This is a genomic window from Pseudomonas macauensis (genome assembly GCF_047902425.1).
Classification (GTDB): domain Bacteria; phylum Pseudomonadota; class Gammaproteobacteria; order Pseudomonadales; family Pseudomonadaceae; genus Pseudomonas.
Genome location: NZ_CP138377.1, coordinates 1,329,818 through 1,347,522, shown reverse-complemented (window position 1 = coordinate 1,347,522; position 17,705 = coordinate 1,329,818). Strand labels below are relative to the sequence as shown.

Here is a 17,705-nt window from a genome sequence, read left to right as displayed (position 1 = left end):
TCGCGAGCACGCTCGCTCCTACGAAGAGCAAAAGCGCTGGAGTGCCTGTGGTCCAACAGGAGGAAACCAGCATGCAAACCATCGCCTTCATCGGCCTCGGCCACATGGGCGCCCCCATGGCCGCCAACCTGATCAAGGCCGGCTACCTGCTGCGCGTGTTCGACCTGGTGCAGAGCGCCATCGACGGCCTGGTCGCCCAGGGCGCCAGCGCGGCGCGCAGCGCCCATGACGCGGTCGACGGCGCCGACCTGGTGATCACCATGCTGCCGGCCAGCCAGCACGTCGAGGGGCTCTACCTGGGCGCCGAAGGCCTGCTGACGCATATCACTCCCGGCACCCTGGTGCTGGAATGCTCCACCATCGCCCCCGCCTCCGCGCGCAAGGTCCACCAGGCCGCCGCCGAGCGCGGCATCCCGATGCTCGATGCGCCGGTCTCCGGCGGCACCGGCGGGGCCGTGGCCGGCACCCTGACCTTCATGGTCGGCGGCGACGCCGAGGTGCTCGAACGCGCCCGCCCGGTGTTCTCCGCCATGGGCCGCAACATTTTCCACGCCGGCGGCGACGGCGCGGGACAGGTGGCCAAGGTGTGCAACAACCAGTTGCTCGCCGTGCTGATGATCGGCACCGCCGAGTCCCTCGCCCTGGGCGCCGCCAACGGGCTCGACCCGGTGGTGCTGTCGGAAATCATGCGCCGCAGCTCCGGCGGCAACTGGGCGCTGGAGGTGTACAACCCGTGGCCTGGGGTGATGGAGAACGCACCCGCCGCGCGCGGCTACACTGGTGGCTTCATGGCCTCGCTGATGACCAAGGACCTCGGACTCGCCCAGGAAACCGCCCAGGTCAGCGGCAACAGCACACCGATGGGCAGCCTGGCACTTGCGCTGTATCGCCTGCTGGTCAAGCAGGGCCATGGTGAGCAGGACTTCTCGGTGGTACAGAAACTCTTCGATTCCTAAGGACCGGCATGGCGGACAGACAGCGTTTTCAACCAGACTGGCGCACCCTCGACTCCCGGGCCTCGTCACCTTGAAACGCTTCCTGCTGCACTACCGCTTCCGCCTGCTGCTGGGCAGCATCGTGCTGGTCATGGCGGTGCTGGCCTTCCCTTCGCCGCCCCTGCCCCTGGAGCTCGGCAGCCTGGTCCTGATGGTGCTGGCTTCGCTCAACTCCCTGCGCAACCGCAGCCCGCTGTTCGTGGTCGTCAGCCTGGCCGGCATCGTCAGCCTGGGAATGCTGTTCATCCCCGGCGACTGGTCTCTGCGCCCCTGGCTACACCAGGGCATTCCACAGATGTGCTTCTACTTGCTGATGGTGGCGGCGCTGTTCCGCCGCGTCACCCGGGAGCGCCCGGTCACCGCGGAACTGCTTTATGGCCTGTGTTCGCTGTACCTGAACTTCGTGCTGGTGTTCGCCTTCGCCTACAACATGATCGAGCAGATCTGGCCGCACAGCTTCACCGGCAACGGCCCCTTGCACCTGGACAGCTTCATCTACCTGAGCATGATCACGCTGACCACCATCGGCTACGGCGACATCGCCCCGACCCTGCCCCTGGCGCGCCTGCTGGCGGGTAGCGAAGCGATCATGGGCGCACTGTTCATCGCCCTGGCCGTGGCCCGGGGACTGAGCCTGATGAACGACGACATCAAGGACTGATTATTAAGCCAGGCTTACGAGTGCATGCCGCCTGCCCGGCTTTATCGCCGCCCGCCGCGCGCCGAAGATGAATCACCCGCCGCCGAGATGCGGCACTCCATCCCACAGAAGGTGATTCCATGAACATTGCCCTGATCGGCGCCACCGGCCACGTTGGCCATTACTTCCTCGAAGAGGCCCTGCGTCGCGGTCATCAGGTGAGCGCCCTGGTACGCGACCCCGCGAAACTGCCGGCGCGCGAGCACCTGAAGGTGGTTCAAGCCGATGTCTACGATCCGTCCCAGGTCGCCCGCGCCGTCGCCGGCCAGGACGTGGTGATCAGCGCCTTCAACGCCGGCTGGGGTAATCCGGACATCCGCGATGCCCACGCCAGAGGCAGCCGCGCCATTCTCGACGGAGTGAAGGCCGCTGGCGTGAAGCGCCTGCTGGTGCTCGGCGGCGCCGGCAGCCTGGAGATCGCCCCCGGCCAGCGCCTGGTGGACAGCCCGGAATTCCCAGAGCAATGGAAGCAAGGTGCACTGGGCGCGGCCGATGCGCTGGACCAGTTGCGAGCGGAGAAGGAACTGGACTGGGCCTTCCTCAGCCCGGCGATGCTGCTCGACGGCGAAACCCGCACCGGCAGCTTCCGCATCGGTGGCGACCAGGTGTTGTTCGATGACAAGGGCGAAAGCCGCATCTCCCTGCCGGACCTGGCGGTGGCGATGATCGACGAGGCCGAGCAGGCCAATCATCATCAGCAGCGGTTTACCGTTGCATATTGATGGCTCGGCGCCTTTTACTGGGCTGGGGCGGCGTTAGTTGTTCGTCTTGTTCGGTGTTCTTGCGCCGCTTCGGCGTGTGCTGGGAGATTTCGTTTCGCCCCCTCGGGCGAGTTCCTTTTGTGAAGGCGGCTATCCGACGTTTGACAAAGGGACTCGCCGAGAGGCGAAACCAGATACGCCCCGAGCACACCGAAGCGGCGCAAAAACACCCGAGCGAAAAGCATCGTAGACAGATTCCGCTCCTACAAGATCAAAGGCCCCTCACCCTAACCCTCTCCCGCAAGCGGGAGAGGGGACTGTTCGGTGCAGGATGAAACCTTGGCGTCAGCCGGCTCGGACGGCTCCCTCTCCCGGAGGGAGAGGGCTGGGGTGAGGGGGAGACGCAGGCAGGGATCAACCCGGTAGAAGACAGTTGCTCCTACGAAACCGGAGAACCCAGCCCGCAGGAGCGGATGCAAAGTCGATCACCGCTCCCGCAACGCCTCCGCCTTGGCCCGCAGGATGGGCTTGAGCAGGTAGCTCAGGATGCTCTTCTTGCCGGTGATGATGTCCACCGTGGCCACCATGCCGGGGATGATCAGCAGCGGCTTGTCATCGGTGCCCAGGTGGCTTTTGCGGGTGCGCAGCTTGATCAGGTAGAAGCTGTTGCCATCGTCATCGGTGACGGTGTCCGCGCCGATCTGCTCGAGGTCCGCCTCCAGCCCGCCGTAGATGGTGTAGTCATAGGCAGTGAACTTGACCATCGCATGCTGCCCCGGCCGCAGGAAGGCGATGTCCTGCGGACGGATGCGTGCCTCCACCAGCAGGGTGTCGTCCAGCGGGACGATTTCCACCAGATCGCTGCCCGGCTGGATCACGCCGCCGATGGTGTTGACCAGCAGCTGCTTGACGATGCCGCGCACCGGCGAGGTAACCAGGGTCCGGCTGACCCGGTCCTCCAGCGCCTTGCCGGTTGCCTCGGCCTTGCTCAGTTCAGTGCGCGCCTCGTTGAGCTCCTTCAGGGCGTCGCTGCGGAAGCGCGAGCGGGTCTCGGCGACCTTGCGCTCGACTTCCTTCACCGCCGCCTCGGCGCGGGGAATCGCCAGGGTGGTGGCGTCGAGCTGGCCACGGTTTTCCACTTCCGAGCGCTTCAGGCGCAGCAGTTCCACCTGGGACATGGCGCCCTGCGCCACCAGCGGCGCGGACATGGAGATTTCCTGGCGCAGCAGTTCCAGGCTGTTGCGGTATTGCGCCTGCTTGGAGACGAATTCGCGCAGCTCCTGTTGCTTCTGCACCAGTTGCTGCTCAAGGCCGGCGACCTCGTCCTTGAGTTGCTGCTGGCGGCTGTGGAACAGCGCCTCTTCGCTGCTGGCCTGACCGGGCACCTTGGCGCGCACGTCGTCGGGAATGTTCAGCGCGCGGTCTTCCACCTCCGCGGAGAGCCGCTCCACCCGCAGGAACATGGCCAGGCGGTCGGCCTCGGTCTCGCCGACGTTGGACTGGAAGCGGGTCGGGTCCAGGCGCATCAGCGATTCGCCGGCCTGCACCACCTCGCCTTCGTGAACGAAGATCTGCGAGACGATGCCGCCTTCCAGGTTCTGGATCTTCTGCACCTTGGACGAGGGAATGGCCTTGCCTTCGCCACGGGTGACTTCATCGATCTTGGCGAAGTGCGCCCACAGGCCGAGGAACAGGACGAAGCCGATCAGCACCCAGATGGTCAGGCGCACCACGCGCGGCGCGTCTTCCACCAGCGCCTTGCTGACTTCGGGAAGCGGTTGGCCGGAGAGGTTGTCGCCGCCCTTGAAATAACCGCCGATGCTGTGGCGAATGCTGCCTTTGGGATCAAGCGACACTGATCTGCCCCTTCTTCAATGCGTCCATCACCACGTCCTTCGGGCCGTCGGCGATGATGCGCCCCTTGTCGATGATCACCAGGCGGTCCACCAGGCTGAGCATGGAGGCGCGGTGGGTGACCAGCAGCAGCGTCTTGTCGCCGATGATCGAATGCAGGCGCTGCTTCAGGCGCTCTTCGCCGGCGTTGTCCATGGCGCTGGTGGGCTCGTCGAGCAGCAGGATCGGCGGATCGAGCAGCAGCGCACGGGCCAGGGCGACGTTCTGCCGCTGGCCACCGGACAGGTTCAGGCCGCGTTCGCCGACCTGCAGCTCGTAGCCCTGCGGATGCAGGCGGACGAACTCGTTCACGCCGGTCAGCTCGGCCACCTCCAGCACGCGCTCGTCATCCACGTAGCGCGCCCCGCAGACCAGGTTGTCGCGCAGGGTGCCGCTGAACAGGCTGATGTCCTGCGGCACGTAGCCGATGTTGTGGCGCAGCTCGCTGATGTCCAGCTGGCGCACGTCGGCGCCATCCACCAGCAGGTTGCCCTTGTCCGGTTGGTAGAGGCCGACGATCAGCTTGGCCAGGGAGCTCTTGCCCGAGCCGCTGCGGCCGACGATGCCGACCTTCTCGCCAGGACGGAACTGCAGGTTGATGCCGTGCAGCGCCGCCACCTGCTGGTTCGGGTAGACGAAATCCAGCTCGCGCATCTCGATGCCGCCGCGCAGTTGCGAGCGGGTCAGCGGACGCTCGTCGGCGCTTCGCTCCTGCGGCAGTTCCATCATCTGGTTGGTGGTCTCCATGGACAGGCGCGCCTGCTGGTAGCGCTGGATCAGCCCGGAGAGCTGGGTCAGCGGGCCGAGGGCGCGGCCGTTGAGCATGTAGCAGGCGATCAGGCCACCCATGGACAGGTCGCCGGCGATGATCAGGTAGACGCCGCCGATGATCATCACCACCCCGGCCAGCGCCTGGATCAGCACGGTGCTGTTCATCGCCAGGGACGACAGCAGTTTCACCCGCAGTTCCAGGCGGCTCAGGGTACCGATGGTCTGTTCCCAGAGGTACTGGCGCTCGCTCTCGGCGTTGTTCACCTTCACCGCGTCGAGGCTGGCCAGGGTCTCGATCAGGCTCGACTGGCGCTCGGCGGACAGCGCCATGGTGCGGTTCATGGTTTCCACCAGCGGCTTCTGCAGCATCCAGCCAAGACCCGCGGCCAGCGGGAAGGCCACCAGCGGGACGAACACCAGCGGCCCGCCGATGATGCCGATCACCAGCAGGATCAGCAGGGTGAACGGCAGGTCGATCAGGGTGGTGAGGGTCAGCGAGTTGAGGAAGTCGCGCAGCGTCTGGAATTCGTGGATGTTCTGCGCAAAGCTGCCGACCCGCGCGGGCCGGTATTTCATGCTCATGCCGACGATACGCTCGAACAGCGTCGCCGAGATGATCAGGTCGGTCTTCTTGCCCGCCAGGTCCAGGCACAGGCCGCGCATGGTCTTGAGCAGCAGGTCGAACAGGTAGGCGCCGCTGATGCCGATGGCCAGCACCCAGAGGGTAGCGGCGGCCTGGTTGGGCACCACGCGGTCGTAGACGTTCATCACGAACAGCGGTGCGGCCAGGGCGATCAGGTTGATCAGCAGGCTCGCGGCCACGGCGTCGACATACAGCCAGCGCGAGCGCTTCAGGGTGTCGCGGAACCAGCTCTTGGCGCGGGGAATGAGCTCCCCGTGCTGCAGGTCGAACTTGTGCTGCGGCTGGGCGAAGAATGCCTGGCCGCTGTAATCCTCCAGCAGCAGCTCGCGGGACACGCGCACTTCGCCGCCGTCGCTCTCGCTGAGCAGCAGGCGCGCCTGGCCCTCACCTTCCCAACCCAGCAGCACCGCGCAACGTCCCTCGCGCAGCAGCAGCATGGCCGGTAGCGCAAGCGCCGGAATCTGCTCCAGGCGCCGTTGCAACAGGCGTCCCTGCAAGCCCGCGCGGGCCGCTGCGCGCGGCAGCAACTCGGCGGTCAGGCGTTGCTCGGGCAGCGGCAGGCCGCTGGTGAGCATGGCGCGACTGGCCGGCTTCTGGTGCAGCTGGCAGAGCGTCAGCAGGCTGTCCAGCAGCGGGTCATCGAGCAGACCGCGCGGATCGTGACGTGAGGAAACTCGACTGACTTCTTGATCCACGCGGGAGCACTCTAGGTTGGGGCTGGCTGGGTTAAGGCCGGGGACCTGATCAGTTCAGGCCCGGCAGTTGGACTTGCGGCTTGACGTCGGTGCTCACCACGGTCGCCATCGGCGCCACCACGCCCTGGCTCTTGAGCAGCTCGCCCAGGGTGGCCTTGATGCGGTACTGGGTGAACAGTTCGGTGTACTTCAGGTCAACCGCGCGACGCGACGCGTTGAACAGTTCGTTCTCACTGTCCAGCAGGTCGAGCAGGGTGCGCTCACCGATGGTGAACTGCTGTTGGTAGGCCTCGCGCACACGGGTGCTGTAGTCCACGTACTGGCGGGCGATCGGCAGCTGCTCGCGGGCGTTTTCCAGGGCGTTCCAGGACAAGCCGAGTTCCTCATTCAACTGGCGCAGGGCGTTGTTGCGAATATCCAGTGCCTGGGTGGCCTGGTACGACTTGGCTTCCAGCTCGGCCTTGTTGCTGCCGCCGGCGAACAGGTTGTAGCGCATGCGCAGCATGGCCTGCCATTCGTTGTTGTGGCCCGGATCGCCGTCGATGTTGTTATCGGCACCGCGGGAAAGTTCTGCATCGAATCTTGGATAGAAGGTCGACTTCGCGGCTTCGTACTGCTTCTCCGCCGCCGCCACGTCCGACTCCGCTGAGCGCAGGATCGGGCTGTTTTCCAGCAGTTGGCGGCGCGCCGCCTGCAGGTCCGCCGGCAGTTGGCCGTTCAGGCCGGAGGGGTCGGCCAGGTCCACCGGCTCGCTGCCCACCACGCTGAAGTAGTTGGTGCGGGCGTCGGCCAGGTTGGTCTTCTCGGTGAACAGGTTGTTCTGCGCCTGGGCCAGGCGTGCCTCGGCCTGGTCCTGGTCGGCCAGGCGACCGACGCCGCGCGCGCTGCGCAGGCTGATCTGGTCGTATACCTGCTGGTGGCGCTTCAGGTTGGCTTCGGCCAGACGGACCATCTCCTGGCGGCGCAGCACGTCGGTATAGACCTGGGCCACTTCCAGCGCGGTGCGCTCGGAGGTGCCCAGCAGCGCGTAGGCGCGGGAGTTCACGGTGGCCTGCTGGCGGCCCACTTCGCTGGAGGTGGCGAAGCCGTCGAACACCATCTGCTGCAGGCGCAGGCTGGACTCGCCTCGGCTCATGGTCTTCCAGTGGTCATTGCCCTCGGCGCGGGTGGTGGGCGAATCGGTGCCTTCGCGACCGTAGCCACCGAGCAGGTCGACCGATGGCAGATAGCCACCTTGGGCGGCGCGCAGCTGCTTGTCGGCGGCCAGTCGACTGTTCACGCCAGCCTGGATTTCCGGGTGGTAGTCGATGGCCTTCTGCATCGCCTGGTTGAGCGTGTCGGCATGGGCGGGAAGCACGAATGACAGGGCAAAGGGCACTACTTGAGCGAATCGCAGACGCATGAGGAAAACATCCTTATCAGTGAGATTGCGGCAGCGATTCGATTGCCGCAAAGCGCGTCAAAAGACCGGCGAATACGCTGCAAGGACCCATCGGGAAACGTGACCCATTTCACGAAAAATATTTGGGGCGGCGCTTCGATATCAAAGTGACATCGATTTGCCAATTGTTTAGGATGGCACGCGAATGGTCAATAGATTGGCATATAAGCAATTTCGTTTTGACATAAAGCCAATTTACTGACGCCAAATATTTCGCTCTGAATGACAAGGAATGCCCCTGGCGCCGATACGGAAAACGGCCGCCCGGCCGGCACACCAGGTAAGCCTCATCAGGAGAAGTGCATGAGCAGCGTCGTCGCCGTCGTCAAAAGCATCATCGGGCAAGTAGTCGCGGTATCTCCCGAAGGCGCCCAGCGCGTCTTGGTCGAGGGTGACCGCATCTACCAGGGTGAGCAGCTGGTCACGGGCGCCGCCGGCGCCGTGACCCTGGATACCGGCAACGGCCGCGTGGTCGACCTGGGCCGCGACAGCCAGTGGAGCGGCGCCGACCTGCCGCACGTGGCGCCCGCGCCCGCGCACGCGCAAGCACAACTCTCTGTTCCGAGCACCGAGGACCTGCAGAAAGCCATCGCCGCCGGCCTAGACCCGACCCAGGCCCTGGCGCCCACCGCGGCAGGTCCGTCGGCGTCCACCGGTGGCTCCGGCGCTGCGGGCGGCGGCCACAGCTTCGTGATGCTCGGCGAGACGGGTGGCCGGGTCGACCCGAACATCGGCTTCGGCACTGCAAACAATGGCCAGGCCGGCGGCCGGCAACAGCAGGAGCAGGGCGCGCAGAACCAGCGCGGACCGAACCACGACCCGCGAGGCCAGGACGCCACCCTTCGCACCGATGAAGACACCCCGGTCAGCGGCCGGCTGCGCGCCAACGACCCGGACGGCAATCCGCTGCGCTTCGATCTGGGCGAGGCCCCGCGCAATGGCGCCGTGGTGGTCAACGCCGACGGTACCTACACCTACACTCCCGGGCAGAACTTCAACGGCAACGACAGCTTCACCGTGGTGGTCAGTGACGGCCAGGGCGGCCGCGACACCATCACCGTCAATGTCGGCGTGAACCCGGTGAACGATGCCCCGGAGGCCGCCAACGACGGCCCGGCTGCCGTGACCGAAGACACCCCGGCCACCGGCAACGTGCTGACCAATGACCACGACGTCGACGGCGATGCGCTGACCGTCACCGGTTTCAGCTTCGGCGGCAACAACTACGCCGCAGGCCAGACCGCCAGCGTCAGTGGCGTGGGTTCGCTGGTAATCAACACCGACGGCAGCTTCACCTTCACCCCGGCGCAGAACTACAACGGCCCGGTGCCGAGCGCGACCTACACCGTCAGCGACGGCCGGCTGAGCGATACCGCGCAGCTGAACTTCGGCGATGTCAGCCCGGTGAACGACGCGCCGGTTACTGCCGGTCAGTCGCAGACCACCGCCGAGGACACCCCGATCAGTGGCCAGATCGTCGCCACTGATGTCGATCAGGACACGCTCAACTACACCCTGAAACCGGGCACTGAGCCGGCTCACGGCACCCTGGTGCTGAACCCAGCGACCGGCGAGTACACCTACACCCCGAGCAAGGACTACAACGGCACCGACAGCTTTACCGTGGTGGTAAGCGACGGCAAAGGCGGTTCGGTGGAGTCGGTGGTCAACATCGAAGTCACCCCGGTGAACGATGCGCCGGTCGCCGAAGACCAGTCCAAGACCACCGCCGAGGACACCGCGATCAGCGACAAGATCGTCGCCACCGACGTCGACCAGGACACGCTCAGCTTCACCCTGAAGTCCGGCGCCGAGCCGAAGCACGGTACCCTGGAGCTGGACCCGGTCACCGGCGAATACACCTACACCCCGGCCAAGGACTACAACGGCACTGACACCTTTACCGTGGTGGTGAGCGATGGCAAAGGCGGTTCGGTGGAGTCGGTCGTCAACATCGAAGTCACTCCGGTGAACGACGCCCCGGTTGCCGAAGACCAGTCCAAGACCACCGCCGAGGACACCGCGGTCAGCGACAAGATCGTTGCCACCGACGTCGACCAGGACACGCTCAGCTTCACCCTGAAGTCCGGCGCCGAGCCGAAACACGGCACCCTGGAGCTGAACCCGGCCACCGGCGAATACACCTACACCCCGGCCAAGGACTACAACGGCACTGACACCTTTACCGTGGTGGTGAGCGATGGCAAAGGCGGTTCGGTGGAGTCGGTCGTCAACATCGAAGTCACTCCGGTGAACGACGCCCCGGTTGCCGAAGACCAGTCCAAGACCACCGCCGAGGACACCGCGGTCAGCGACAAGATCGTCGCCACCGACGTCGACCAGGACACGCTCAGCTTCACCCTGAAGTCCGGCGCCGAGCCGAAGCACGGTACCCTGGAGCTGAACCCGGCCACCGGTGAATACACCTACACCCCGGCCAAGGACTACAACGGCACTGACACCTTTACCGTGGTGGTGAGCGATGGCAAAGGCGGTTCGGTGGAGTCGGTCGTCAACATCGAAGTCACTCCGGTGAACGACGCGCCAATCGCCGAAGACCAATCCAAGACCACCGCCGAGGACACCGCGGTCAGCGACAAGATCGTCGCCACCGACGTCGACCAGGACACGCTCAGCTTCACCCTGAAGTCCGGCGCCGAGCCGAAACACGGCACCCTGGAGCTGAACCCGGCCACCGGCGAATACACCTACACCCCGGTCAAGAACTACAACGGCACCGACAGCTTCACCGTGGTGGTAAGCGACGGCCAAGGCGGTTCGGTCGAATCGGTGGTCAACATCGAAGTCACCCCGGTTAACGACGCGCCGGTTGCCGAAGACCAGTCCAAGACCACCGCCGAGGACACCCCGATCAGTGGCCAGATCGTCGCCACTGATGTCGATCAGGACACGCTCAACTACACCCTGAAACCGGGCACTGAGCCGGCTCACGGCACCCTGGTGCTGAACCCGGCGACCGGCGAGTACACCTACACCCCGAGCAAGGACTACAACGGCACCGACAGCTTCACCGTAGTCGTCAGCGACGGCCAGGGCGGTTCGGTCGAATCGGTGGTCAACATCGAAGTCACTCCGGTGAACGACGCTCCGGTCGCCCGGAACGATGGTTCGGGCGCCGTCACCGAAGACACTCAGGCCACCGGCAACGTGTTGAGCAACGACACTGATGTCGATGGCGACAAGCTGACCGTCACCGGCTTCAGCATCGGAGGTAACAACTACGCCGCCGGCGATACCGCGACGATCAACGGCGTAGGCTCGCTGGTGATCAACGGCAACGGAAGCTTCACCTTCACTCCAGCCCAGGACTACAACGGCCCGGTGCCCAGTGCGACCTACACCGTCACCGACGGCCAGTTGAGCTCCAGCGCCGAACTCAGCTTCGCCGATGTCAGCCCGGTGGACGACCCGTCGCTACTGACCGCGGACACCAACACCGTTGCCGAAGACAATCCTGCCACCGGCAACGTACTGGACAACGACCACGACGTGGATAACGTCCTCAGCGTTGCCAGCTTCAGCATCGCTGGCGTGAGTGGCAACTTCACCGCCGGACAGAGCGCGACCATCAGCGGTGTCGGCAGCTTCACCCTGGGCAGCGATGGCAACTACAGCTTCACTCCGGCGGCAGACTGGAACGGCTCGGTCCCTCAGATCACCTACACCACCAATACCGGCAGCAGCTCTACGCTGGACATCACCGTCACTCCGGTGCAGGACAAGCCGGTTGCCAACGACGATCACTTCACCATCGCCGAAGACACCCCGCTGAGTTTCAACATCGGTGACTTGAGCGCGCTCACCGGCAACGATACCGATGCCGACGGCGACCATCTCTCCGTGTACATGATCAGCAGCCCGGTGAACGGCACGCTCGACATCGTCGGCGGCCAGTTGGTCTTCACCCCAACGGCCAACTACAGCGGCCCGGCCTCCTTCACCTATGGGATTCACGACGGCAACGGCAACGTCGCCACCGGTACCGTGCATATCACCGTCACTGCGGTGGATGACCCCTCCGTGCTGGTCGCCGACACTGGCAGCGCACAAGAAGACCACCCCGCCACGGGCAACGTGCTGACCAACGATTCGGACGTCGACAACCTGCTGAGTGTCGCCAGTTTCAGCATCGCCGGCCTGCCCGGCAGCTATGCCGCCGGCTCCGTGGTCAATATCGCCGGCAAGGGCGAGTTCACCCTGGGCACCGACGGCCAGTACAGCTTCACCCCGCTGCCCGACTGGAATGGTGCGGTGCCCCAGGTCACCTACACCACCAATACCGGTTTCAGCAGCACCCTGGACGTCAGCATCACCCCGGTTAACGATGCGCCAGTGGCGCACGATGACCACTTCACCGTCGCCGAAGACACGCCGCTGACCTTCAACTTTGGCGACTTCGGCGCTCTGACCGGCAACGACACCGATGTAGACGGCGATCACCTCTCCGTCTACATGGTCAGCAACCCGGTGAATGGCACGTTCGACGTCGTCGGCGGCCAGCTGATCTTTACCCCGGCGCCGAACTTCACCGGCCAGGCCTCCTTCACCTATGGCGTCCATGACGGTCACGGCGGCATCGACACTGCCACCGTCTACATCAACGTCACCCCGGTGAACGATGCTCCCACCACCGCCGACCAGGCCGTCAGCGGGCCGGAAGACACCTCGATCCCCGGCCAGATCTCGGCCAGCGACATCGACGGCGATACCCTCAGCTACGCCGTGGTCAGCGGCAAGGAGCCGGCCAACGGCACCTTGACCCTGGACAGCGCGACCGGCCAGTACGTCTATACGCCGAACGCCAACTACCACGGCCCCGACAGCTTCACCGTGGGCATCAGCGATGGCAACGGCGGTTATGTCGAATCCATCGTGACGATCGATGTCACTCCGGTGAACGACGCGCCGATCGCCCTGAATGACGGCCCGACTCCGATCACTGAAGACACCCAGGCCACCGGCAACGTGCTGACCAACGACAGTGATGTCGACGGCGACAAGCTGACCGTCACCGGCTTCACCATTGGCGGCAACAACTACGCCGCCGGCGATACCGCGACGATCAATGGCGTCGGCTCGCTGGTGATCAACAGCAACGGCAGCTTCACCTTCACCCCGGTGCCGAACTACAACGGCCCGGTGCCGACCGCGACCTACACCGTCAGCGACGGCAAACTGACCGCCACCGCCGACCTGAGCTTCGCCAACATCACCCCGGTGGACGATCCGTCGGTTCTGACCCCGGATAGCAAAACCGTCGCCGAAGACACCCCTGCCAGCGGCAACGTGCTGACCAACGACCACGACGTGGACAACGTCCTCAGCGTCGCCAGCTTCAGCATCGCGGGCGTGAACGGCAGCTTCAACGCCGGCCAGAGCGCGGCCATCAGCGGCGTCGGCAGCTTCACCCTGGGCAGCGACGGCAACTACAGCTTCACCCCGGCGAAGGATTGGAACGGCTCGGTCCCCGAGATCACCTACACCACCAACACCGGCAGCAGCTCGACACTGAACCTCACCGTCACCCCGGTGAACGACGCCCCGGTTGCCACCCCCGACAGCGCCACCGTCAACGAGGACAGCTCCGTCACCATCGACGTGCTGAACAACGACAGCGATGTGGACGGCGACCCGCTGGCCGTCACCGCAGCCAGCGCCAACAACGGCACCCTGGTGATCAACGACGACGGCACCGTCACCTACACGCCGAAGGCCAACTTCAGCGGCACCGATACCATCACTTACAGCATCAGCGATGGCAAAGGTGGTACCTCCACCTCGACGGTGAACGTGACCGTCATCGCCGTGGCGGACAAGCCGAACCTCAGCCTGGACAGCAGCAGCGGCCATCCTCCGGCCACCGGCCTGACCCTGGAAAGCTGGGCTGGGCTCGCCCTGGGCAGCAACGGCAGCGGCGCCGCGCCTTCCACCCTGCAATCGGTCATCGATGGTGCCGGCACGCCCAACAGCAGCGGCTCGATCAACAGCGTGAGCAACTCCAGCGTCAGCGCTGGCACCGCCAACAAGGTCAGCGGCCTGATCTTCCTTGAGGCCGGCCACACCTATACCTTCAGCGGTACAGGCGATGACAGCATCCGCCTGGTCGTCGGCGGCACCAACGTCGCCGAAGCCACCTGGGGCGGCACCAGCGGCCAGTTCAGCGGCACCTTCACGCCCACCGAGAGCGGCTACTACACCCTCGCGCTCTACCAGCACAACCAGAGCGGCCCGGGCAGCTACAACCTCAAGATGTCCGACAACGGCAGCGCGGCGCAGACCCTCGGCACCGGCAACGCACTGGTCTACCACAACACCGGCGAGCTGACCGGTGCGGGCGAGCGCCTGGGCGACCTGGTCGGCAGCAATGGCCAGGGCCACTACACCGTCTTCGGGCCCAACGAGGGCAACGAAGACAGCAGCATCCCGCTGTCGAAGATCAACGCGGCGCTGGTCGATACCGACGGTTCGGAAAGCCTGTCGATCAGCATCAGTGGCATCCCCAATGGGGCCATCCTGAGCGACGGCATCCACAGCTTCACCGCCGACGCCAGCAACGGCAGTGTGGACGTCACCGGCTGGAACCTCTCCACCCTGACCTTCACCCCGCCGGCCAATGCCAACGGCACTATTACCCTGCAGGTGAACGCCACCTCCACCGAGGCGAGCAACCACGACCAGGCGACCACCACCCTGCCGCTGGACATCCAGGTACACGCGGTCAACGACGCCCCCAGTGGCGCCGACAACAGCATCACCCTCAACGAGGACAGCAGCCGCACCTTCAGCGCCGCCGACTTCGGCTTCACTGACGTGGACCAGGGCGACAGCCTGAGCGCCGTACGTATCGACGGCCTGCCGACCGCCGGCAGCCTGACCCTCAACGGTGTAGCCGTGGTCGCCGGCCAGGTGATCGCCGCCAGCCAGCTGGGCGGCCTGGTGTTCACCCCGGCGGCCAACGCCAGCGGCAACCATTACGCCGACTTCACCTTCTCGGTGAAGGACAGCGCTGGTGCCTTCGATCCGACGCCGAACACCATCACCCTGAACGTCAACTCGGTGAACGACGCGCCGCTGTCGGCAGATGCCACGGCCAGCATCTACACCGGCAAGACCTATACCTTCGGGCTGAACGACTTCGCCTTCAACGACAGCGCGGACGGCCAGTCCCAGGGCCTGCAGGCGGTCATCATCAAGTCCCTGCCCGATACCGGCACCCTGTGGCTCGACGGCAGCAAGGTCGTGGCCGGCCAGGCCATCGACCCCAGCGCCATCGCCAGCGGCAAGTTGACCTTCGTGCCGGACGCCGCGGGCAGCAACGCGCACTTCGACTTCGCCGTGCAGGACAGCGGCGGCACCGCCAATGGTGGCGTGGATACCTCGGCGACCCACGGCTTCGACATCCATGTCGGCCAGGTACAGATCCCCGGCACCGATCCCAACGGCGACAACACCCTGACCGGCGGCCCGGGCGATGACGTGATCCTGGGCGATGTGGGCGGCATCCTGACCGTCACCCAGCCGGGCACCAACTACAACATCGCCCTGATCGTCGATACTTCCGGCAGCATGGGCGACAACCTGGCCGGGTGGAGTACCTGGAACTACAACGACACGCGGATGAAGCTGGTCAAGGACGCGCTGCTCAAACTGGCCGACCAGCTGAAGGGCCACGATGGCGTGATCAACATCGCGCTGATCGGCTTCAACAGCACCGCCAGCATCAAGGTCAGCGTGAATGACCTGACCGATGCCAACATCAAGCTGTTGACCGATGCCATCGGCAACTCGCAGTACGAGGGCCTGCAGGCTGGCGGCGGTACCGACTACCAGGAGGCGTTCGGCCAGGCGGTGAACTGGTTCAACGGGCAGCAGAACGGTAATGAGAACGTCACGCTGTTCCTCACCGACGGCGACCCGACCGAGTCCACCGGCAGCGGCAGTCTGATGCAGAACACCACGCAGGCCTTCGCCAACCTGTCGGCGCTCAGCGAGGTCCGTGCGATCGGCATCGGCACCAACGTTAACGAAGCAACGCTCAAGTACTTCGACAACACCAATGTCACCGGCGCGGGCTCCGTGACCTATTACAAGGGCACCACCCTGTTCGACTTCGAGGGCGGCAGCGCCAGCCTGCCCAGCGGATGGAGCAAGGCCACCGACGGCAATGGCTCGGTCAGCGTTAGCGGCGGCACGCTGCAGATGATGGACACCCACGTCAAGAGCGGCGCCAGCAGCGCCATCAGCTCGAACCTGTCGGTCGCGGCGGGCAAGACCTCGACCTTCAGCTTCGACTTCACCAAGAACCTGACCAAGGGCGACCAATTCACCTGGACCCTGGAGAAGCAGCGGGCCGACGGCGGCTGGGATCAGGTCGAGCAGCACACCATCGCCTTCAATACCGGCGGCAGCAACTTCACCACCAACGCCGTGGGCGAAGGCACCTATCGCCTGGACTTCGAGCTCAACGACTACACGAGCAAAGGCAACAACGACAACGCCACCGTCACCATCGACAACATCACCCGGAACGACCTGGTCACTGCCCCGGTCGGCCAGGTCGATATCGTCACCCAGGCCGACCAGCTCAATGCGGCCCTGCACGGCGGCTCCAGCAGCTCGGACCTCGCGCCGTCGGGCAACGACACCGTCCACGCAGGCTCGGGCAACGACATCGTCTTCGGTGACAGCATCAACACCGACAACCTGCCCTGGGGCGTCAACGGCAACCCGGTCAAGCCGGCCGAGCTGCCGGCGGGCTCCGGTGTCAGCGCACTGACGGCGTTCCTGGAGCTGAAGAACGGCCATGCCGCGACCTCCGAAGAGATGTACAGCTTCATCAAGGAGAACCATGCGCTGTTCAACGTCGACGGCGACACCCGTGGCGGCAGCGACAATCTCTACGGTGGCGACGGCAACGACATCCTCTACGGCCAGGGCGGCAACGACTTCCTGTTCGGCGAGGGCGGCAATGACATCCTGCTGGGTGGCACCGGCAGCGACCAGCTCACCGGCGGCCAGGGCAATGACATCCTCACCGGCGGTGCGGGTGCCGACACCTTCATCTGGAAGGCCGGCGACATCGGCAACGACACCATCACCGACTTCAATGCCGGTGAAGGCGACCGCATCGACATCAGCGACCTGCTGCCGGATGCCGCGCAGAACGACATCCTCAGCTACCTGAAGGTAGACACCAGTACCTCGACCCTGCAGGTGAGCACCACCGGCCAGGTCAACAGCGGTGCAGACGTCACCATCAAGCTGAGCGGCGTTGACCTGACCAGCTACGGTTCGACCTCCACCGAGATCGTCAACAAACTGGTGGCGGGCTCCGATCCCGTGGTCAAGACTGAGCATCACTGATTCCCCGTTGCCGCCAGGCAGCGAAAGAGTCAGGCTCAGCCATCGCGCCAGCGGCGCCATCCTTTGCGATGGCGCCGCTGGCGTACTTTCACATCCGACAATGGGGACGGGTCGATGCTGTACATCCAGCGCAACGCCGAAGGAAAACTGGCGCGCGTCGAAGACGCCGAGTTCGAAGGGATGACCGGAACGCTGCCGGCCGACCATCCGGACATCCTGGCCTGGCAGGCCGCCGAGAGCAGCCTGCTGCACCTCAAGCAGAGCGACCTGGACATGATTCGGGTGCTGGACGACCTGATCTCGGTGCTGATCGCCAAGGGCGTCATCCGTATCACCGACCTGCCGCCGGCGGCGCGCTCCAAGCTGCTCAACCGGACCCAGGCCCGTGAGGCCCTGGGCGGGCTGACCCGGTTGATCAATGACGATGAGGAAACGGGGCTGATCTGAGGCCCAGTTTTCATTTGCAGGGAAAGGCGCCCTGC

General features: G+C 65.1%; 8 protein-coding genes. 5 read left to right on the top strand and 3 right to left on the bottom strand.

Annotation, left to right across the window (positions count from 1 at the left end):
* The first annotated feature begins 71 nt into the window (after positions 1–71).
* The 3 genes from mmsB to SD196_RS06335 all read left to right on the top strand — a co-directional run bounded on the left by mmsB (position 72) and on the right by SD196_RS06335 (position 2,417).
* Entirely contained in the window at positions 72–956 is an 885-nt protein-coding gene (gene mmsB / locus SD196_RS06345; protein ID WP_275610519.1) for a 3-hydroxyisobutyrate dehydrogenase, read from the top strand.
* Positions 957–1,026: 70 nt separating this feature from the next.
* Positions 1,027–1,656: a potassium channel family protein gene (locus SD196_RS06340; RefSeq protein ID WP_275610518.1), complete on the top strand. Its 630-nt coding sequence runs from the start codon at positions 1,027–1,029 to the stop codon at positions 1,654–1,656.
* Between the two features lie 119 nt (positions 1,657–1,775).
* A complete protein-coding gene (locus SD196_RS06335; RefSeq protein WP_416311188.1) occupies positions 1,776–2,417 on the top strand; it encodes an NAD(P)-dependent oxidoreductase in 642 nt (213 codons plus the stop codon).
* Between the two features lie 464 nt (positions 2,418–2,881).
* On the opposite strand, the gene SD196_RS06330 is transcribed toward SD196_RS06335, so the two are convergent.
* From SD196_RS06330 to SD196_RS06320, 3 genes are read right to left on the bottom strand one after another with little or no spacing between them, the layout of a single operon-like run.
* Positions 2,882–4,228, bottom strand: coding sequence for an HlyD family type I secretion periplasmic adaptor subunit (locus SD196_RS06330; RefSeq protein ID WP_416311720.1), 1,347 nt, complete (start codon positions 4,226–4,228; stop codon positions 2,882–2,884).
* Between the two features lie 13 nt (positions 4,229–4,241).
* On the bottom strand, positions 4,242–6,398 hold the full coding sequence (locus tag SD196_RS06325) for a type I secretion system permease/ATPase (protein WP_275610515.1): 2,157 nt from the start codon (positions 6,396–6,398) through the stop codon (positions 4,242–4,244).
* A 49-nt stretch (positions 6,399–6,447) separates the two neighbouring features.
* A complete protein-coding gene (locus SD196_RS06320; RefSeq protein ID WP_275610514.1) occupies positions 6,448–7,800 on the bottom strand; it encodes a TolC family outer membrane protein in 1,353 nt (450 codons plus the stop codon).
* Positions 7,801–8,142: 342 nt separating this feature from the next.
* Between SD196_RS06320 and SD196_RS06315 the strand changes: the two genes are divergently transcribed.
* A complete protein-coding gene (locus SD196_RS06315; protein ID WP_416311187.1) occupies positions 8,143–17,223 on the top strand; it encodes a retention module-containing protein in 9,081 nt (3,026 codons plus the stop codon).
* Positions 17,224–17,337: 114 nt separating this feature from the next.
* Entirely contained in the window at positions 17,338–17,670 is a 333-nt protein-coding gene (locus SD196_RS06310) for a tryptophan synthase subunit beta (RefSeq protein WP_275610512.1), read from the top strand.
* Positions 17,671–17,705: the final 35 nt, after the last annotated feature.

Coding starts and splice junctions, on each gene's coding strand:
- mmsB (WP_275610519.1), top strand. CDS start 72: ATGCAAACCATCGCCTTCATCGGCCTCGGCCACATGGGCGCCCCCATG.
- SD196_RS06315 (WP_416311187.1), top strand. CDS start 8,143: ATGAGCAGCGTCGTCGCCGTCGTCAAAAGCATCATCGGGCAAGTAGTC.
- SD196_RS06310 (WP_275610512.1), top strand. CDS start 17,338: ATGCTGTACATCCAGCGCAACGCCGAAGGAAAACTGGCGCGCGTCGAA.
- SD196_RS06320 (WP_275610514.1), bottom strand. CDS start 7,800: ATGCGTCTGCGATTCGCTCAAGTAGTGCCCTTTGCCCTGTCATTCGTG.
- SD196_RS06335 (WP_416311188.1), top strand. CDS start 1,776: ATGAACATTGCCCTGATCGGCGCCACCGGCCACGTTGGCCATTACTTC.